This window comes from Streptomyces sp. 11x1 (assembly GCF_032598905.1).
In the GTDB taxonomy this organism is placed as follows: Bacteria; Actinomycetota; Actinomycetes; order Streptomycetales; family Streptomycetaceae; genus Streptomyces.
On the sequence record NZ_CP122459.1, the window covers coordinates 1 to 18,958 of the forward strand.

Annotated in this window: 21 protein-coding genes; 9 read left to right on the top strand and 12 right to left on the bottom strand. The window is 67.9% G+C overall.

The annotated features are described in order from the left end of the window. The coding region (locus P8T65_RS46415; protein WP_316731980.1) for a single-stranded DNA-binding protein at nt 1-221 on the top strand (221 nt) is incomplete at its 5' end. Here P8T65_RS46415 and P8T65_RS46420 read toward each other — a convergent pair. From P8T65_RS46420 to P8T65_RS46430, 3 genes are read right to left on the bottom strand one after another with little or no spacing between them, the layout of a single operon-like run. Next, the gene (locus tag P8T65_RS46420) at nt 218-2,038 is read right to left on the bottom strand and encodes a hypothetical protein (RefSeq protein ID WP_316731981.1); all 1,821 of its coding nucleotides are present in this window, start codon (nt 2,036-2,038) and stop codon (nt 218-220) included. The genes P8T65_RS46415 and P8T65_RS46420 overlap by 4 nt on opposite strands. Further along, nucleotides 2,035-2,418: a hypothetical protein gene (locus P8T65_RS46425; protein WP_316731982.1), complete on the bottom strand. Its 384-nt coding sequence runs from the start codon at nt 2,416-2,418 to the stop codon at nt 2,035-2,037. Before P8T65_RS46425 ends, P8T65_RS46420 begins: the two co-directional genes overlap by 4 nt. After that, complete coding sequence (locus tag P8T65_RS46430; protein ID WP_316731983.1) at nt 2,402-3,136, bottom strand: RNA polymerase sigma factor; 735 nt, start codon at nt 3,134-3,136, stop codon at nt 2,402-2,404. The genes P8T65_RS46425 and P8T65_RS46430 overlap by 17 nt, the downstream gene beginning before the upstream one ends. A 192-nt stretch (nt 3,137-3,328) precedes the next feature. On the opposite strand from P8T65_RS46430, the gene P8T65_RS46435 reads away from it, so the two are divergent. Beyond that, on the top strand, nt 3,329-3,559 hold the full coding sequence (locus tag P8T65_RS46435) for a hypothetical protein (RefSeq protein WP_316731984.1): 231 nt from the start codon (nt 3,329-3,331) through the stop codon (nt 3,557-3,559). A gap of 33 nt (nt 3,560-3,592) precedes the next feature. Here the strand turns inward: P8T65_RS46435 and P8T65_RS46440 are convergent, their stop codons facing one another. Continuing rightward, entirely contained in the window at nt 3,593-3,811 is a 219-nt protein-coding gene (locus tag P8T65_RS46440) for a hypothetical protein (protein WP_316731985.1), read from the bottom strand. 275 nt (nt 3,812-4,086) lie between these two features. Here P8T65_RS46440 and P8T65_RS46445 point away from each other — a divergent pair, with 275 nt between their 5' ends. The 3 genes from P8T65_RS46445 (at nt 4,087) to P8T65_RS46455 (ending at nt 7,136) form a co-directional block, all read left to right on the top strand. After that, nucleotides 4,087-5,112: a LuxR C-terminal-related transcriptional regulator gene (locus P8T65_RS46445; RefSeq protein WP_316731986.1), complete on the top strand. Its 1,026-nt coding sequence runs from the start codon at nt 4,087-4,089 to the stop codon at nt 5,110-5,112. A gap of 1,073 nt (nt 5,113-6,185) precedes the next feature. Further along, on the top strand, nt 6,186-6,644 hold the full coding sequence (locus tag P8T65_RS46450; RefSeq protein ID WP_316731987.1) for a helix-turn-helix domain-containing protein: 459 nt from the start codon (nt 6,186-6,188) through the stop codon (nt 6,642-6,644). Further along, nucleotides 6,645-7,136 (top strand): hypothetical protein, encoded by a 492-nt coding sequence (locus P8T65_RS46455; protein ID WP_316731988.1) that lies wholly within the window; start codon nt 6,645-6,647, stop codon nt 7,134-7,136. 114 nt (nt 7,137-7,250) lie between these two features. Here the strand turns inward: P8T65_RS46455 and P8T65_RS46460 are convergent, their stop codons facing one another. Then, a complete protein-coding gene (locus P8T65_RS46460; RefSeq protein WP_316731989.1) occupies nt 7,251-7,574 on the bottom strand; it encodes a hypothetical protein in 324 nt (107 codons plus the stop codon). Nucleotides 7,575-8,143: 569 nt separating this feature from the next. Between P8T65_RS46460 and P8T65_RS46465 the strand changes: the two genes are divergently transcribed. Genes P8T65_RS46465 through P8T65_RS46480 form a run of 4 tightly spaced genes read left to right on the top strand, consistent with a single transcriptional unit; the run spans nt 8,144 to nt 11,890 of the window. Beyond that, entirely contained in the window at nt 8,144-8,752 is a 609-nt protein-coding gene (locus P8T65_RS46465; RefSeq protein WP_316731990.1) for a hypothetical protein, read from the top strand. Next, nucleotides 8,752-9,312 (top strand): toxin, encoded by a 561-nt coding sequence (locus tag P8T65_RS46470; protein ID WP_316731991.1) that lies wholly within the window; start codon nt 8,752-8,754, stop codon nt 9,310-9,312. Before P8T65_RS46465 ends, P8T65_RS46470 begins: the two co-directional genes overlap by 1 nt. Nucleotides 9,313-9,315: 3 nt before the next feature. Continuing rightward, a complete protein-coding gene (locus tag P8T65_RS46475; protein WP_316731992.1) occupies nt 9,316-10,506 on the top strand; it encodes an MAB_1171c family putative transporter in 1,191 nt (396 codons plus the stop codon). Continuing rightward, a complete protein-coding gene (locus P8T65_RS46480; RefSeq protein ID WP_316731993.1) occupies nt 10,499-11,890 on the top strand; it encodes an FAD-dependent monooxygenase in 1,392 nt (463 codons plus the stop codon). Before P8T65_RS46475 ends, P8T65_RS46480 begins: the two co-directional genes overlap by 8 nt. Nucleotides 11,891-11,938: 48 nt before the next feature. On the opposite strand, the gene P8T65_RS46485 is transcribed toward P8T65_RS46480, so the two are convergent. From P8T65_RS46485 to P8T65_RS46515, 7 genes are all read right to left on the bottom strand, one after another. Continuing rightward, on the bottom strand, nt 11,939-12,496 hold the full coding sequence (locus P8T65_RS46485; protein WP_316731994.1) for a hypothetical protein: 558 nt from the start codon (nt 12,494-12,496) through the stop codon (nt 11,939-11,941). Nucleotides 12,497-12,567: 71 nt separating this feature from the next. Further along, a complete protein-coding gene (locus tag P8T65_RS46490) occupies nt 12,568-13,551 on the bottom strand; it encodes a hypothetical protein (RefSeq protein WP_316731995.1) in 984 nt (327 codons plus the stop codon). 131 nt (nt 13,552-13,682) lie between these two features. Next, on the bottom strand, nt 13,683-14,795 hold the full coding sequence (locus tag P8T65_RS46495; protein WP_316731996.1) for a hypothetical protein: 1,113 nt from the start codon (nt 14,793-14,795) through the stop codon (nt 13,683-13,685). Nucleotides 14,796-14,831: 36 nt separating this feature from the next. After that, entirely contained in the window at nt 14,832-15,314 is a 483-nt protein-coding gene (locus P8T65_RS46500) for a hypothetical protein (RefSeq protein WP_316731998.1), read from the bottom strand. Nucleotides 15,315-15,395: 81 nt separating this feature from the next. Next, nucleotides 15,396-15,770 (bottom strand): hypothetical protein, encoded by a 375-nt coding sequence (locus tag P8T65_RS46505; RefSeq protein WP_316731999.1) that lies wholly within the window; start codon nt 15,768-15,770, stop codon nt 15,396-15,398. Between the two features lie 62 nt (nt 15,771-15,832). After that, nucleotides 15,833-16,600, bottom strand: a complete 768-nt coding sequence (locus P8T65_RS46510; RefSeq protein WP_316732000.1) for a hypothetical protein — start codon at nt 16,598-16,600, stop codon at nt 15,833-15,835. A gap of 178 nt (nt 16,601-16,778) precedes the next feature. Then, nucleotides 16,779-18,956 (bottom strand): hypothetical protein, encoded by a 2,178-nt coding sequence (locus P8T65_RS46515; protein ID WP_316732001.1) that lies wholly within the window; start codon nt 18,954-18,956, stop codon nt 16,779-16,781. Nucleotides 18,957-18,958 lie beyond the last annotated feature (2 nt).

An 18,958-nucleotide genomic window follows, 5' to 3' on the forward strand; every position in this document is an offset into this window, starting at 1 on the left:
CACGCGTCATCGTGCAGGGCCGGTTGAAGCAGCGGTCCTACGAGGACCGGGAAGGCGTGAAGCGCACCGTGTTCGAGCTGGACGTCGAAGAGGTCGGCGCCGCGCTGTCGAACGCCACGGTGAAGGTCACCAAGACGAGCCGGACGGCAGCGAGCGGCCCGGCCCGCGGCGGTGACCAGTGGAACACCGGGGCGGGCGGGGCCGACCCGCCGCCGTTCTAAGGCTGTGCCGCCTGGTCGCTGTGCCAGGCAGGCGGAATGGTCAGCAACTCCGCCCCCGCCTCCGAGTCCTCGACCGGCACGGGGGCGCTGTCGTCTGCCGTAGGCGTCCGGTCGTTGGCCAAGCCCTCGTTGACGTCCTGGCCCTGATCCTCGTCCTGGGGCTGTTCCGGGTCGACGGGCGGGTCCTCGAGCACGGGCTCCGTGTCCGGCGTCGTCGGCTCGATCTCAACCGGGGCCGGCTCCTCTGTAGCAGGAGGTGGGGCGGCCGGCGACGACACCGGGACGGTGGGCTCCGGCTGCGGCGGCGTCGCGGGAGTCGTGGGCGCGGTCGGTTCCTCCGGCTGTGGAGTCAGGGAAGCGGTCGGCGGCTTCTCGACGGGCGCAGACGGCATCGTGGGGCTGGGCGTCACCGCGATGTCCGTCCCCGGTACGGCGGGGACCACGGGGCTCGTCTCAAGCCTGCCGACCTGCAGCACCTCTTCGGGCCTGGAAGGGGCCGTGACGACCACGGTCGTCGCGTCCTCGTCCAACCCTGGGATCTCGTGGACGGGCAAACCCGTGTCCGCCGGATCGACGCCCATGACGATGCTGACCGCCACCAGGGTGCCCATCTCCCGCAGGGTGTTCGCCTGCTCCAGGGTGGGCGGTTTCGCCGGGTCGATCCCCAGGGTGCCGAGTGCCAGCACGGCCAGGCGGCGCGGCATCGGAGTGGCCTGCACCGTCTCTACGTGCCCGCCTGTCTCCGAGTGTTCCATGCGTTGGTGCCCGCGGGCGGCCACCGTACGGTGTCGGCTCACGGCCGGTGCCTCGACGTGCACGGCGGTGCTGGTCGCCAAGAGGGAGGTTGCCTTCTTGCTGGTCTTACTGCTCTTGGCGTGCTTCGGCTGGTGAGGCTTGGGGCGTGCCAACTCCGCTGCTGCCAAGGTGACGTGCTCGGCGTTGCCTGCGTGGCGGCCGCTGGCCCGCGATTCCAGGGCAGTACTCGGCTCGTCCTGGTCCTTCAGCAACTTCAGGTACTCGTTCAGGCGCTTGGTGTCGTTGCCCCACAAGGCGTATCGCCCGTACTGCACGAGGTTGCGGACGCTCTCTCGCATCCCGTCCTCATGCACCCACAGCGTCGCGGCGGCTCCGTTGGAGAACACCCGCAGCCCGATGTGCTTGTCGCCTTCGTCGTAGGTGAAGCTGAACTGAGTCCAATCGGAGCCGACGGACGCCTCGGAGTACATCACCTTGCCGTCGACGTCGACGCACTTCGCTTCGAGCGGCCCAGCGGGTGTGCACGCCATCTCGCCGTCGCTGGCGAAGTCCTTGAAAGCGGCCGACGCGTACGGCTGGGCGTCCGCCAGTTCGATCCCGTCAGTGGTGCCGGGGGACGTCTGAGGGACCCCCTGCTGACCCGCCAACTGGTAGCCCGCGCCGAGGGCTGCCACCGCGGCGATGGCGGTCACTGTCCAGCGCGGGAGGAGCCGTAGGTGACGGGCTGGCTTCGCTCCGGGCTCGGCTGAGGGCTGCTTCTTTCGAACGGGCCGAGCGGGGCGTACCGACGGCTCGACTATGAGCTCGGACGCGTCCTTTTCACCCCATACAGCGGCTTCGGGGTGGTGAAAGCGGACGATGGCCCGCGCCTGCTCCTCGGTGATCTCCATGGCGTCCCGGACGCCTTCGACCGCGGAGGGGAAGGACTGGATCCGGCGGATCAGCAGAACGGGCTCGCCGGCTTCATCTTCGAAGTAGAGCGCGTCCGCCGACGACTTGAGGTCGGTGACGTGTACTCGTATGCCCGAAGCCGGATCAACGTCGGCCAAGGGGTCGTTCACATGTGTCCTTGCGAGCGTTCGTCCTGCTTGGCCTTCGCAATGTCGTCAAGGACGCTCTGCTCGTCGAGCGCGTCGATCGACGAGACGGCGCGGACGGTGCGCCCGTCCGCGGTGGTGATGACGACGGCGCTGCCGCCGACGGCAAGGCCGTCGCGGCTACCAGCGTCAGCGGAGGCTGCTTTGCGAGCAGAGCGCAGACGGCGGAGCTGGGCGAGCGAGGCCCTCTCGACGCGGGCGGCCGCCTCATCTGATATGGAAGGCGCCGGCGCGAGGGCAGCGGCCGCGAGGACGGCCCGGAAGGTCTGGCTGTCGTGCGGGGTGGGGACCTCGCCGTCAAGGCAGCGCGCCAGACGTGTGGCGGCGCTAGCGGGTACGAGCATGCTCGACCTTCTCCCTCAATGTGTTGGTCTCCCCCGGCCCGGAGATCACGCGGTGAGCTCCTGCGGCAACCGTCAGAAGGTACTCGACAACTGGCTTCCCTGACGATGGTGAGGGAATGACCGCAGCGAGCTTCGACAGTCCACGGTGCTGCAAAGTCCGGATATTACCTTCCCTCTTGCCCAGCTTTACAGCTACCTCACCTGTAGACAGACCCTCGAAAAACCGCAGCTTGAGGACGTCCTGCTGCCCCTGCGGCAGGGTGGCGAGCAACTGGGCAACGGCTTCGGCGACTTGGCGGGTTTCCGCTGCGTCTTCTGGCCCCATTTGTTCGCTGGCACGGTCCAGCATGAGCATGTCCGCGGTCAGGTGGTCGTTCGCTCGGACCTTGCATCGGCGCAGGTAGTCGGTGTGGACGCTGCCAGCGATCGAGAAGAGCCAGGCCAGGAAGCTGCCGTTCTCCCGGGGTGTGTACCGGTCGGCGTACAGGTGGCGGAGTGCCTTGAACCAGATCTCTTGGAGCAACTCCTCACGGATGTGTTCGTTCGATTCCCGGCGCGCGAGCCAGGCCGTGAGTCTGGGGAGGGTGAGGCGGTACAGGTGCCTGTAGGCGCCGTCGACTGCATGGTCGTCGTCGCTTTCCAGCATCACGGAGACCAGCCGTTCGACTTCTCCCGCGATGTCCTCCGCCGTCCGAGTGCCCGGCGTTCCCGTGTTCACCCCGTGCCGCCCCCCTGTAATTCGAGCATCTGTTTGTCTCGCGTGCATCTCGCGGCAGATTGCGCCTCAGATCCAGCGAGGAGAGAGCGGAACTCGACATTCCACCCCATTCGCACTGTACGCTTCCGCTGAATCGCACCAATCAGCCGGGGTCGCACAGCGACCGACTCCGCTCACGAGAAGAGGAGCCTCATGCCCACAACGCCCCCCAAGCCGAAGCCCCCAGCCCGTTTCGTGCTCTCACGGATGCCGCAAGGGTCGTGGCTGTCGCTCACCGACATGGCCGCGGTCCTCACCCGCGCCGGCGTCGACCACGACCCGGACTACATCGAGTCGGTGGTGCGCAGCCTCCAGCGCCGCGGGCAGTTGCGGACCAACGCCCTTAACCAGGTGATGCGGCCCGAGAGACGGGCGACGGCCTGACCTCCAGCCGCCCGTGCTCGCCGCGATGCCTGCTCAGCCCCACGCGGAGTCGGCCGGCATCAACACCTGCACATCGGGCTCGACGGCCGGGGGCGGTTCCTCTGCCGTGGTGCCGTCTTCGGCCACCACATGCCGCCCCCACGCAGAATCAGCGCGGCTGTGACCGTCCTGCGCCGAGTTCGCGAGAGCGGCACCGGCAAAGGCGAGGGAGCAGGCGAGAAGCAGCGACGATGCGATCGTGCTGAGCTTCATACGCGACGTGATCATGGTCTGTGGTTCCCCTTTGATTTATGCAGGGACGACCGCTGCGCCCGCTCCCCGGTCGGCGTCCGGCCCTTTATGACTCAGTCGACCCAGAACCGTGCAAGATCAATTTCCGCTGTGGCACGTTGCTCGGCCACGTTGACGGAATTTGCACTGAGATCCGTAGTTAAGGATCAACACGAACACGCTGGACGTTGCCAAAGGCAAGTGCAAGTTCAAACCGGTTACCGAAACCCGTAATTCCGATTTCCGAAGGCGCAACAGTGTCCGAACAGTCTGATAGCGCAGCACAGGCCAACAAACCGGGCCTTTCTGAGCAGGCCCTCCGGTCGCTCAAGCACATCGTCGACGACGAGCCGATAGCCGACGGCGATCACGGTTTACAGGAACTCGTCGACATGCACGCGGTTGTGCCCAACACTCATAGCCCGGGGCACTGGATCCTGCTCGACCCGCAGCAAACTGCACACAACCTGTTGTGGAACGGCATCACGGAGGTAACTGGCATCCTCAACCGCCTCGCCAAGGTGCCTAAGATCACCGAAGTGCTGGCCGTGGAGCACGACCGCGGTAAGTGGCGCGACGGTGTTGGCAGCAAGTACTTCGACGACCCCGACCAGATCAACGCACAACTCGACAAGATCATGGCAGGGGCAACCGAAGAGCTGTTGACTGCACAGCCCCGCAAGAGGTCAAAGTCTCTGCTCACGATGGCAATGCCCCGAGACGTCGCCCTGCTCGAACGCGGATGCACCATGCGCACGTTGTACCCCTACAGCGCCAGGGTCGGAGTCGTGGAACCGAAGTGGATGAGGCAGATGGCCAAACAGGGCGCCGCCGTACGCACGCTCTCCATCCCATTCCCCCGCATGATCATCGTCGACCGGAGGCACGCGTTCATTGAGGATCTGGTCATCGATGGCGCACCACCGAACGCGGGTTGGTACGTGACCGACCGGCCCGTCGTCGAGTGGATCTCAATGATCTTTGACCTCTACTGGGCCCGCGCCGATACCTGGTCGCAGCCCCTGGACCACTCTGGCCACGTCACCAGCCCGATTCAGCGGGCCATCCTCCGGGAGCTAGTGGCTGGCTTCGACCAGAAGCAGATCGCGGGGCGCCTGCAGATCAGCGACAAGACTTTGTCCAACCATCTCGTCGATTTGCGCACCAAGCTGGGGCTGCGCACCACGTACCAGCTCATGCACTGGTGGGCAACGTCGCAGGAGAACTCGTCGGTTCTCGAACTTCGGCCTGGGGAGGAGCCTCCCAACTTTCCTGGTCCGTAGAGGCACTGATCGACGGAGCTTCTCGCGCCTTGTTCTGGTTCATCGCGCACAACGCGGCAGAGGGCTCTGAGCCCCCAACCCCCCGCCGGCCCCGTGGCGCTGGACCCGCGCCTGACTTCGGCGCAAGCGCCTCAATCCCGAACCTACTGCCTTCGCTTCGCCGGATGCCGGGCGCGCAGGCCTGAAGTGGTGCAGACCGCAAGGAGGAGGCGTGGTTGCTCCCTCGAAGTGGTTGCTGGAGGCATACGCGCGCCTGATTCCTTCGGCTGACTGCGCCGTCGTGGCTGACTTTCGGTGGCTGAGGTCCAAGAGGGGCAGCAACGAGAGCACAGGTGGGAGATGAAGCTGCAGGTGACCACACAGGGCCCCGGCGCTCGGCAGCGCGAGCGGTGCGCGCAACTACGAGACGGGTTCGCGCTGGCGAGCGCCGGGGGAGCGGGGTCCAGGGGCCGGCGAAGGCCCCTGGTACCACCGGGCTCTGTGCGGCGCCGTTTGTGCTTGCGTTAGAGCGGGGGGTCAGGTATCACGCGCGCGCGCACGATATAAGAAGTGAGGCTCTGCAAAGTACCTGGCCAGAGGCTTGTTACTTGCTAGTAAGGTACGCCAGAGGCAACCTTCGAGCCGTTTGACGTTGCCCCTGACGCCACAACAGAAGCCTGAATGCAACGTATAGTTGCACAACTTCCAGGCCTGCCCCGAGCGTTCATGTCGGGCACACGATGAAGCTCAAGCTGTAGACATACCGATTCACCGACTCCTCGACGTACGTCAGGGGCTACCTTCGACACGCCGAGTGCCACTATTCATTGCACTTGTGCCGTCTATAGTTGCCTCCGGTAGTAGGGTGCTCCTCGTCTGGTATTCGATCTTGAGGAGCGTATGACCCCGTGTCAGCACAACCCTCTGAGGACCCGCGTCGCCAGCGGGCACCCTCCGGGGAGCCCGCGCCGTCGAAGCGGACCGCGCCAGCTCCCAGTGACTACCGTCGTTCCCGCCGTCCCCGGCCGAAGCCGGTCACTGTCGTCAAGCTGCCCGAGGGGCACAGAGCGATCGTCGAACGGAACCCCACCAGCGTGGGGTTCATCGGCGGCGGCTTCAGCATGGACAGCCTGGAATTCCTCAAGTGGATGGCCGTCTACTTTCACGACGACATCGCGGCTCTACGAGTCCTGCTCTTCCTCATGGGGACACAGGAACCCGGAGGCACCATCAGGGCCACGCAGAGGGAGATCGCTTCAGGCCTGCAACTGAACCGCGTGCACGTCAACCGGGCGATGGGGCGGGTATACGCCCTGGGCCTGGTGCACATGGTCGACCGCGGCGTCTATCAGCTCAACCCCCAAGCATCGCTCCGGGGTGGCACCATCGAGGTAGAAGAAGCTGGTCGCCCGGCTCACCGGAAACCGGCGACCAGGAGGGTCGACCAGTTGGAGCTGATCGCGGACCTCGACGAGGACCCCACGATCCCCACCGAGTTCAAACAGCTCATGCTGCCGGGTAGGGAGCCACGGCAGCCGAAGGCGGAGGGATAGATGACAGCACAGCCGGTCGAAGAACACGCACCCGCACCCGATCTCTGGGTATCCCCCAACGTGTTCGCGTTCGTCCCAAGCGTGCCCGGCCCCGCGCTGCGGGTCCTGCTCTTCCTGCTGGGAGCCCAAGAGCCGGGAGGGCGCATCGTCATCACCCAGCAGGCCATTGCCGATGCGGTCGGCCTCCAGCGCTCGGCGGTCGGTCTCGCACTGCAGCACCTGCAGTTCGCCCGCATGGTCACCATGCTCCAGCGGGGCGTCTACACCCTGCACCCGCAGATCGCGGCGTTCAGCACGCCGGCTGAGGCTGACGAAGCGGTCCGCCGTCTGGGCGCGGAAGACTACCTCGATGTCGACGACTTCGAGGAGCGTTACCAGGACACGGTGGCTGCCCACCAGGAGGAGCTGAAGCGGAAGGCCGAGGTGCGCCAAGCCCCGCCCAAGCCTCCCACCGACCTCGCGGCGCACCGCCGCAGGCGTGGGAGGCCGTAGCTCAGCTCACTGACGAAACCACGTAGGGCCCCCGCATCAGCGGGGGCCCTACGTGTGTCTGGTATTCGTTAAGAGTCTAACCGGCTGGAGTCCGTCCCCGCCAGTCAGCCGTGATCATGCTGCAGCCACGCCCATCACGGGGATAATCTCGGCGGCGGCCCACATGACGCGCTTCCCATTGTCGGTTGAGTAGGAACCGGCGTCGGCGCTGATCAAGTCCACCAGCCTGCGGCCAGCGCCTGGAACCATGCATGCGCCCCCGCATCGGTCGAGGGCCTCAACCGACACGTACAAGTGCTCGCCGTCGATCCGCAGTTCGCACGTCATCTTCCCTTTGACGGCATGCAGCAGGTGCTTCACGAACTCGCCTGCTGTTACTGCGGCCCAGTCCACAAGAGAATCCGCGGGGCTGAGCTCCGGGAGCAGCAGGTCCATCACCTCGCGGACTTGATCTGAGCAGCCCCGCGCGCAGTCCGGCCCTGGAGAGAAAGTGAACCGCGTCCGCCGAACCACTGAGCTGGCTTCGGGTAGGCGGCCTTCGCCTGCTGTGGGGTGCTCAAGTTCCCGTGCGGTGGGCAGGTCGGTTGCGCGAACCCGCTGATGGCCTTGCTGGTCCGGAATGATCACGGGTTCCCCCTGGGGCGAGGCTGGAGCGCGACTGTCCCGGACGCCCCAGCGGTCAGCACGGCTACGAAGTGGCCTGCTATCGCGGCGGCTGAGGTCGCCAGAAGGGTCTCCAGGTTGTGCGCGCGGTACTTCATAGAGCCGTTCTCTCGTGACCTCGGCAGTGTCTGCCAGTCAGGGGGCGGTGACGGTACGCACGTTCCCGAGCGGATCTTGCTTCGGACGGTCCACTAGTGTCAAGAATCTTTGTGGGTTAGGCAAGTATCCTTGGCTAACTGGCAAGTAATGTTGCGGAATCGCCAAGTTTCGTTGCTGATCGTCTCGGCGGCACCGTACGCTTCACCCGCCAACCATGACCCCGCCTTCGACCACCGGGAGTACAGGTGGGAAATCTCCCGTCCCTGTCCAGCACCCTCGACCGCATCGACAGACTCCTGCAGAAGAAGCAGGCCGACAGGGACGAGGAGTTGAATGTCGACGACCTGGCCTACAGGACAGCTCTCCCGAAAGACACCGTCCAGGCCCTGCTCAACCGGGAGTCAGCGCCAGAAGACGAGCTGGAACAACGCGTGTGTGCACGCATAGCAGCTGTCGGCACGGCCTACATCGAGACCACCGGCAAGCGGGCCGCCGACGTCCGCCGAGAGATCGCCGCCACGGTGGGACGCTCTCCCGAGTGGGCGCGGCTGCTCCTTGCCGGCCAGAGCATGCCGAGCGTGCCGAACTTCGTGGCAGTGCGTGGGTACCTGCAGAAGGGCCTGCCCTTCGAGATCGACGAGAAGTTCTTCACTGCGCCTGCGGATGAGGCCCTCTCCAGGGCGCTGCAACCTGTCATTGAGTGCCTCGGCGGCCACGATCCGCTGGAAGCCGTCCTGGCCGAGCTGCAGGTCCGCAGCGTCGACCACCGGGCGGCAGACATGTCGACCCGGCAGCGAGTAGCGCTGGCCGAGTTCATCCGCGCAGTGGTGACCCCCGACGAGGCGGAACGGTAATGGCCAAGCGCAGCCAGATGAAGAAGTTCCTCAACGCGCTGACCGCCGCGGCCTCCGACCGCCTGAGCCGGCCGACAGAACCCCAGGTTCTAATGCGGGCGTTGTGCTCGATCATGAGTGAGCGGCTGGACAGGCCGGTCGACCTGAAGATCGTGGCGTTCCCGCATGCCTCCGGAGCCTCCGGCCTCACGATCAACTTCGAAGACGGCCGGGCCCTGGTCCTCGTCGAGGAGCGGACCGACTCTGAACACCAGCTCGTCATCCTCGGACACGAGCTGTGGCACCTGCAGCACGGCCACTGCGGACATGCCGCCGACGGTCTAATCGTCGCCGCCCGCGCGCTCGCTGCCGACGATGAGCTGCCCTGGGACAAGCTGTTCTCCATGGTGGCCCGGTCCCCCTCCCACAACACTGACGAAGCAGACGCTGACGACTTCGGCTTGCTGCTGTCTGTGAAGTTCAGGCACTGGCTGACCGGGCCCTACGCCAGCGGCCCCGTCACCCAAGCCACCGTAGAGGGTCGAATAGGCGCCTGCCTCAACCCGCGCACTGGACTGTGATCCGTGGACCTGAGCTCCCTGCACATCCCCTACACGCTGCCCATCGTCCTGCTCATCCTGGCGTTCATCGTCAAGTTCCCCACGTTCATGCGGGCCTGGCGTGACACCGACGTCCGGGCAACTGTGCTGCTGCTGTTCCTCGCCGTCGCGGTATTCTTCTCTATCACGCCGGCCAACATTGAGCGGATCAACGACGCCACCGGGGTGCCGAACTTCGCGGCCCCCCTCGCGTACAGCCTGCTGACGGCCTTCTTCGCCTCCTGCCTGACGATGACGATCAGCTGGAAGGAAGAACCCTCCGCGCGCCGCCTGCGCGTGCTCCGCAGCATCTGGGCGATCTACGCCAGCATCATCGCTGCACTCTGGATCACGTTCTCGCTCGCCGAAGTCCCCGACGAGCGGATCTACGACATCGACACCTACTACGCGAACACGCCGTGGATGCGGGAGCACATCCTGCTCTACCTCATGGCGCACATGGTGTCCGGCGTGGTCGCCGCAGGCATGATCTGGACGTGGATCGGTAAGGTCGCCGCCCCCTGGCTCCGCACCGGTCTCGTCTTCCTGCAGCTCGGCTACTCGTTCGGCCTGCTGTTCGACCTCGCCAAGTTCACAGCGATCGGTGCGCGCTGGGCAGACAGCGACTGGGACTTCCTCAGCACCAACCTTGCCCCGCCGTTCGCGCTCCTGGACGCCGTCCTCGTCGCGCTCGGATTCATCCTGCCCCAGATCGGTCCTCCCCTGACCGACTGGTGCCGCGACCTGGTCACCTTCTGGCGACTGAGGCCACTCTGGCGAACACTGCGCCCTCTCAACCTGTCGCCCGCAGCCGTACACATCCGGATCACCGACACCCTGTCCCGCCGCGTGATGCACCGCAAGAAGGACATCCACGACGGCCTGTTGCGTCTCGGCCCCTACTACGACGACACGCTGCGCGCCCATGTTCACCAGGCAGCCGCCCAGGCCGGCAACGGCCAGGACCGCGCCGACGCCGTAGCGCGTGCTGCTGCCCTCCTCACCGCCATCGACGAGTACCGACAAGCCCCCGACGAGGAGAGCGGAGAAGCGCGGGCCATGCCGAACGATCTCCCCACGCTCATCTCCATGGCCCGCGGCCTGCGCCGCAGGCGGACCGTAGACGCCCTCCGCCACCAGGCGGCAAGCCGAGAAAGCGCAACCCAACGTGCCTGACACTCCCAACGGCCGCAGCTCCGCCGTCGTCATAGGCGGCGGGATGACCGGAATGCTGACAGCCTCCGTCCTCGCCCGCTTCGCCGACGTCACCGTCATCGAACGCGACGAACTGCCCATCGAACCGGAACCACGCAAGGGTCTCCCTCAGGCTCGGCACGCCCACCTCCTGTGGGCCGGCGGGGTCGCCGCCCTCGAACAGCTCATCCCCGGCATCGGTGACAAGCTCGTCGAGAAGGGCGCATGGCGTGCCGGAATCATGAACGACCTGGTCTCCAAAGCACCGTCCGGGCAGTGGTTCCGACGCTTCACCACGCCCACCGTCAACCTCGTATGCTCCCGGGACCTCCTCGACGCCACCGTCCGTAAAGAGGTCCTCCGAGACGAGCGCATCACCGTGCGCGGACGAGCCGCGGTAGTCGGCCTGCAGGGCACGGCATCCCGCATCACCGGCGTTGTAGCCCACATCGACGGCGCCATCCAGTCAATCCCGGCCCACATCGTCGTGGACGCCAGCGGCCGCAGCAGCCGCGCGACCGTGTGGCTGAAGGAGCTCGGTATCCCGCCGGTGACCGAACGGACCGTCGACGCCGGCGTCGTCTACGCCAGCCGCCTGTTCAAAGCACCCGGCTCCACCGGCGACAAGTTCCCCATCGTCAACGTGCAGGCCGACCCGAGCCAGGCCCCAGGACGAGGCGGCATCATCCTGCCGATCGAGGATGGCCGCTGGCTCGTCACCCTCTCCGGCACCCGCGGTGGCGAACCGACCACCGACCCCGACGCCTTCGTCACCTTCGCCAAGAGCCTCAGCCACCCGATCATCGGCGAACTCATCGAGCACGCCGAACCGCTGACCGACCCGGTGCTCTCCCGCAGCACCGCCAACACCCGCCGCTACTTCGAGAAAGCGGCCAAGTGGCCGGAAGGATTCGTCGTAGTCGGTGACGCCGTCGCCGCCTACAACCCGGTCTACGGCCACGGACTCAGCGCGTCAGCCCAGTGCGCGGTCGCCATCGACGAGGTAGTGCACAACCACGGCCTCCACTCCGCCGACCTATCCCGACGCCTCCAGAAGGCCGTAGCCCGGCCCGTGGGCAACGCGTGGAACCTCGCTGTCGGCCAGGACGTGCTCTACCCCGGCGCCACTGCGGAAGGCCCCACCGCCGCCGACCGATTCGGCTCCGCGCTCGTCGACCGGGCCGTAGACGCGGGCGCGCGCAGCCCGCACGCCCAGCGCTACCTGCTGGGGGTCATGAGCATGCAGAAGCCGCCAACGCACCTGTTCTCCCCCGGCATGATCTACCAGATGTTCTGGGGCAAGAAGCGCCCTCACCTCGATGGCCCTCCGCTCGCCACGACCGAGCGAGAAGCGCTCAGCGGCTAAAGGAAGAGGGGCCCCAGGATCACCTGGGGCCCCTCTCTGCAGCAGGGGTCAGAACGTGCGACCGTCCTCGGACGCCAGGATGCACCGCAGCTCCTCCGCAGCGCTTTCCGGCAGACCCAAGGAAGCGGCCTGCTCCTGGATGCGCTCCAGCTTCCGCTCAGCGACGCCGACGCGGGTTCCGAAGTGGTTGCGCACGTTGGCGCCGTACTCGTTGGCCTGGTGGTACTGCCGGAGCCACTGGACCAGCGGGGCCGCGATCTCGTCGGCGATCTTGTTGGCCTGCTCCTCGGAAGTGTCCGCCGGCAGAAGCACCCCGACGAGGCGGTGCGCCACCTCTCGCGCAGCGTCCTTGGCTCGGGCTTCCAGAAGGTCGCGGCCGGTCAGCGTCAGGTCGTCCGACAGCCTCTTGGACCCCGCGACCATCGCGGCGAGCAGCGGCGCGATGGTCGGCTGGCTCTGTTGGCCCGGCTCACCCCGTTGAAGGGCACCATCGATCATCCCACGGGCCTCCAGCAGGAGCATGCGCACGCCCACGGACGCGCCGTCCTCGGCGAGCCGCTCCGCGCGCTCCACGGTCTCCGCGATGGACGTGTAGTCGGTACTCATGGGTTCCTCTCCCGTAGGGGATGCAAGAAGGGCCGGGCGACGGGCGCCGCCCGGCAGAGGTCGGCTGGTGCTCACCCGGCGCCGAGCGCGATCAGGGCCTCGTGCATCGCCCGGTTGTATCGGGCGTCCTCGAGGGCGTGGTGTTCGGTGCTCTCCTGCTTCGGCATGGCCGGGTTGCCGGCGCGCACGCGCAGCGCTTTCAGGTCCTCCGCCCACGTCGGGATGGTGTCGGGCATCCGGTTCCAGTCGTGGCCCCAGAAAGCGTGAAGCCGCAGTACGTCCTGCGCGCCATGGTTGGCGTACAGAATCTTGTCCGGTCGGGCGTCGGCCGCGAAGTACGCCTCCAGGTCGCGGCGGATCTCGTGCTCGGTCTTCACCGACGGGTGCGCTCGATCAAGGTCCCCGTCGACGGTGAGCGGCAGGTACGGCCACACGTGCTCTCGGAGGAACGGGTTCTCGCGGACGGCATCGACGGACATGTCGGCGTTGACGGCGTAGTAGTCACGGCCGGCGTCGTCGTGGAGTCCGACCGACACGGTGCCGGGCACGCTCGGGAACCTCGGCAGGAACTCCTTGTCGAGGTAGATCCGGCGGGAGAACCGCAGCCGATTGGGCAGCGGGTGCTTCTCCTGCCTCCAGCCGGGGACGAGCAGTCCCATGTCGAAACCGACCTCGACGATGTGCGGAGTGCACCGGTCATCGCGGGACGACGCCATCGCCAGGTTCACGGCTGGCCCGAGATGCAGTGCGGTGTTCGTGAACGCATGCGTCTGGTGCAGTTGCACATCGGTCCCGCGGTTGGTCGTCTCGATGCCGGTGACCCGCGCGAAGCGCACCAACTCGTACTTCGGACGGTGGGTGAAGTTCGGGCGCTCGGGAAGAACGGCGGCGCCGATCAGCAGGACGTCGCCGACCCCCATGCGTGCCAGGTCGTGCGTCTGGTTCCACGTGCTCCCCTTCTCCCACGACCAGGAGGTGAGCGGGGCTGTGTCCATGAGCCGGGTGAACGGGTCTCCGGTGATCGGGCGGACGTAGTTGGCGAATATGCGGGTCATCGAGTGTTCTCCTCGGATAGGGCCCGCCGGGCGGGCGCACGGTGGGCGGGATTGCGGGGGTCAGATGCCGAGCACTGCATGGTGAGGTGCTCGTTGTGCGGGGGCCGGACGCTTCCGGCCCCCGCAGGTCGTCAGGCAGCGGACGCTGCGATGCGGTCGGCGATGGCGCGGGCGGCGGCCGCCGAGTCGGTGGCGCAGTCGACGGGGGCGCCGTCAGCGGTGCCGTCGTAGAATTCCTCGACGGGGGTGCCGTCGCTGTCGCACAGCCACGCGTGCCAACCGCTGTGCTCGTCCGGGGCGTGGTCGACGTCCGGCGCGCTGTCGGCGATCTTGATGTTCAGCCCGTCCATCACCTCGTCGTTCGGGGTGCCGGGCGTCAGCGCGACGGCATAGCTCAGCAGGTCGCGCACGGCGTGCACTCCGGCCTCCGCGAGCGCGGCCAGGAGGAGCGTGCCGGCAGTCTCGGCGGGCTTGGTCAGCCACTCGGCGAACGTCACGGCCGTGGCCGCGCTGTCGGTGCGCGCGCCGTCGCCCTCGGGGCCCCACATCTGCAACTCATCCGCGCCGACGTAGACGGTCAGGCACCACGAGGAGTCGTGCATCCATGCTGGGTGCGTTGCCGAGTGCTGCCACTTCTTGCCGAACGGACGGTAGAACACGGCCTCCACGGGCCCCGCCCGGTAGACGACCTGGTCGCCGTGCTCGCTGTCCTCGATCTCCGCCGTGACGTCCCACTTCGCGAGCTCCGCGATCAGGATGTTGGCCGCGGGCGTCTCGTCGACCTCCGGCAAACTCATGAGGCGCCGCCCCAAGTTGGTGATGTAGGCCGTGCCGTTCGGGTCCGGGCGGCCGTGGTCGTTGAGCAGCTGCACGAATCCGTCGTTGACCAAAGCCGTCAGGGTCGGCCACGGCACCGAGGAAGCGAGCGAGCCCCGCGTGTCGACTGCGTCCAGCGCGGCCCGCTTGGCGTCCGTGAGCAGGGCCATGCGGCCGCGCTTGGTCAGGCGGAAGTGAGTGAAACCCTGGTATCCGGCGGCTATCGCCAGTCCAGCCGGCCGCCCGTCGGCGGTGTGGGCGGCGATCCATCGCTCGGCACGCATCACGTCCAGGGAGCGGCCGTTGGTGTCTCCGGGGAGCCGGTAGTGGGGCGCGGACAGAGCTTCGAGCATCTTCTTCCGCTGGTAGGCGGTGGGCTCCTTGCCGGCCTTGACGGTGACCCGGCGGGCGGCGGTGGCGGTGGTCATGGTGGTGTGCTCCAAGGGGCGTGTACGGGCGGGTGGTCAGTAGTGGCGCGGCACGAGCGTCATGACGACGCGGTCGGTGATCGGCGTGAGCGGCGTCGGGGCGCCGTCGTCGGTGATGCAGCCGTACGCGCGGAGGGTGGAGGGCACGTCGATGCCCGGGAAGTCCTTCACCGCCTCCTCGAACCGGAGGGGCGCGAAGGTGGCCAGGCTCCACACCCACGTGATGTGGCCGCCGCGCTCGGGGTCGGGCACCCGCACGGAGATGGCGCCCTTCGGCTTGGGCGTGGTGAGCAGCCGGGCGAGGTAGTCGAGCAGCGTCCCAAGGTCCTTCGGGTCGAAGTCGATGGGGTCCCTCTCCGGGACGTCCTCGGCGTGACGCGTCTCGACGCTGGTGCCACCGGCGACGGTGAACGCGGAACCGTTCGTGTTGTGCACGGTGATGGCCATCTCGTCGTCACCGGCGTAGGCGACGTCCATCGCGGAAGCGAGCAGGGATGCGGCTCGGGCGCTGCTGGACATGGGTGATTGCTCCTCATGCTGGAGTGGGCGGGATGGTGCGCGGCGGGGCGGCGTAGCGTCGCGGCCCCGCCGGCGGATCGGTCAGTTCTGCGGGGCGGTGAGCCAGTTGGCGATGTACTCGACGACCGGGTCGACCTCGGGGGCGGGAGCGGTGAAGGCGAGGCGCTCCCTGCCGGTGCCGTCGCCGACGACGACGCGCCAGGAGTCGAAGCGGCTTTCGATGGGCCGGTCCACCGACGCGTCGTCGGTCTGTTCGGTGTAGACGTAGAGCGAGACGTACGGGCGGGAGTAGTCCACGTCAGTGGCGGTTTGGTCGGAGCTGATGTCCAGCCACGTGTTCGTGCCGGCGCCGATCAGGGGCTCGTCCATGAACTCGGCGGTGATGTCCCGCTCGGCGAGCGCCGCGGTGATGATCTCGGCAGCCGTGGCGGTGGTGGGAAGGTCGAGGGAAGGCATGGGTCGCCTCTCGGGGCGGGCCGGGCGCGGTGGTTGGGCCGCGCCCGGCGGACTGGCTGTGGTTACGCGCGGGGGGCGGCGGCGACGATGGTGACGATGCGGTCCAGCCCGACCCACGACGTCACGTTGACGTCGACGGTGGCGGGGCGTCCGGCGCGGCCGGTGGTCACGGTGACGTGCACGTCGTCGACGTTCAGGTCGGCGCGCTCGACGGCTCCCGTGTCCTGGTCCGTCAGGGTCTCGGAGAGCCACAGTGCGGGTGCGGCCGTGATGAGCGGCTGCGCGGCCCTACCGGCGCCGTCGGCTTCCCCGGCGGGGTGACCGACCGTTGCCGCGACCACGATCGGTGTCGCGGTCTCGACCGACAGGTTCCGGAAGCGCAGGTGCACCAGGGCTCGCACGTGCTGCCCGGTGCGCGTGCGGCCGATCGACAGGGAGCCGTACCCATTACCGGCAAGGGGCCAGTCGACACACGCGGATCGGTCGCGCCACCGGGCGGTGCGCGGCTCGGCGATGACGTTCAGAGTCTGGGTGAGGAATGCGCCAGCGGGGTCGGCGGCGTCGTACGCCTGCGCGGCCCGGCCGATCGCGGTCACGAGACCGTTGGGCGACACGTCGGCGAGCGGTTCATCCCGCTGGGTGCCGTCGGGGAGCCAGTTGGTGACGGTCGTGTGGCCGCCGTCCACCAAGCGGACGTCGACGTCTCGGCCGATCTCGTCGGAGAAGTGGGCTTCGGGTTCGCCGGCACGGTGGAGGTAGGTCTGCCACTCGGGCAGCAGCTTCGCTGTCGCGGTCACCATCTCGGCGAACGCGTCACGGCGCGTGGTCATGAGAGACACGGAAACTCCCTGGTCAGTGTGGTGTTCGGCGATTCGCTATGTTCGCCTTACACAGAAAAGAATACAGGACGAACGGCTCTGAGTCCATAGGGTCTCGCCCACCAACTCCCGCCCAGACATGCGAAAGGGGCGGGTGCGCCACACTTCGCACCCGCCCCACGATCACCGGCTACACCATCGCCTCACCCCCCGCCGGCACCTGCACCCACGCCACCGACGGTGACAGCACAGCCGACGACCAGCCCAGCTCTTCCGCCGCGCCCCGGATCCGCTCGACGCTTCCCGCCGGGGCGTTGTCCGGCACGGAGAGCAGCAACACGCCCTCCTCCGGGGTGCGCGGCACCTCCGGATGCGTCGCGGCAAGCCAGTCGATTTCGACGCACCACACCGCGTCCGGCCCCAGTACCCTCGCCAGCATCTCGGCGGCCGCCATCTGCGCCCGGTGCCGCCGCGTCCCGCGCTCCGCGAACGGGTGCACATCGTCGATCACGATGCGGTCGACGTCCCGGCCGGCCGCCACCGACTCGGCCACTCGGTGACGCTGCGGCTCGCCGTCCCCGTACGGGTCGACCGCCCACGACGACAGCACGAACATCGACGTGCGCGGCGCCCCATGGTCCACTCGGTACGTCACGGCCGCGTCGAAGAGCTGACCGTCCGGGATCTGCGGCCTGCGGCGCCGCTCCTCTGCCGCGTACACCACCAGGTGATCAGCCCTGAGCGTCACGATCCGCCCGGGGGCATCCAACGCTTCCGCGTAGCCGAGCAGGTAGCTCTCGAACTCGTGCGCCTGCTCCTCGTCGACGGGGCGGGTGATCCGGTGCATGCCGTCCGGCTGCGTGCTCAGGTGGTTGACCTGGATGCCCTTGTCGTCCAGGCACATGAGGAACCCGTCCTGGCGGCGGCTGCGGTCCTCCCAGCGGTGGGCGGGCAGGAACCCGGCCGCCGCGAGTTCGGCCGCGACCATGCGGAACTCCGGCACCTCGGCCAGGTCCGACGTCAGACCGGGCAGGCCGTGACTGACGCGGCCGAGCCGACGGTTCGTCTCGTCGTCCTGGTTGTCGAAGAGTGCGAGGCGTTCGGCGTGCTCATCGGTCTCCCCGTGGCGCCGGAAGCATCCGGTGTGGGTGTCCATCGTCCACCCCTCCCGAAGCCAACCGGTCTGGAACCGCGGCTTCGACCGGTCGGCTGGCGGCTCCGCGAAGTACACGCCGGGCGCGTAGGGCGGCTCGTCGGGCAGACGGGGAAGGTAGTCGGGCATGGTCGTCGACAGTCCGACCCGGCGCAGCGCATCGGCCAGGTACGGCAGCATCGCCGTCTCGGCAGCCTCGCACCGCTCGGCGTCCTCGTTCTCGCTGCGCCAACGCACCTGCCAGTGCTCCCCCTCGTGCCGGCCGGTGACCCATCCGGACCGCTCCCCGAGCCTGTGGTGCGGCCACAGAGCCCCCAACACCTTCTCCGCGCGGGTCAGTGCGTCGTCGGCCGTCGGCCGTCGGAAGCTCCAACCGAGGTCGCCCCGCCCGGTCATGGCCCACCCGGCGTCTTCCAGGAGACGGCGGTAGAACTCCATGCAGCGCTCCCAGCGACGCGCGGCCGGGCCGAAGCCGGACGCACGCATGCCGTCGTCCTTGCGCAGCACCAGGACCTCACCGGGCACCAGGGACGCCCGCACCCACACACCGGTGCCCTTCTGCGCGTCCTGGTCGTCGAGCACCGTTTCGCCCGACTGCCGGAAGATGCGCCGAGCTTCCCCCAACGGGGACTCCGGCCGCTCCTCCCGCTCGTCGTCGGGGACGGGCGTGAGCGTCACAGTGATGTCGCCGTCCATGAACACGGTGCTGAGTTGCTCGTACGGGGCGCGGCCGGTGCGCAGCGCCAACGCCACCTCCGCCACGGCGGTGGCGCGGGGCACGGTCGTCACGGGGACGTCGTCGCCGAGCAGCGCGCCCGACTCCTCCCGCCAGAACTCGGCGCCGTCGCCGAGCAGCATGCCGGCCGCCTGCTCTGCCTCCCGGTGCGCGTCGACGTCCTCCGGGTCGAGCAGGACGAGGTAGCCGCCGTGGTGCACGGCGACCGCGAGACCGGAGTCTTCGAGGAGTTGCCGCATGAGCGTCTGCCGCCCGTGGGCGATCAGCCGGGCCTCGGCCGGGTCGCGGTCCGGCTGGTTCCAGCGCACGGTGACCGGGCCGCCGTGCTGCTCCTGCTCTTTGGCCACGCCCTTGACGACGTAGCCGATGGAACGGGCGTTGAGCGCTCGGGTGATGCCCAAGTCGGGGTAGTCGCTGAGCAGTCGGGACGCGTAGGGGGCGGACGGCTTACGGACCGTCGTGGCGGGTGCTGCGGGCATGG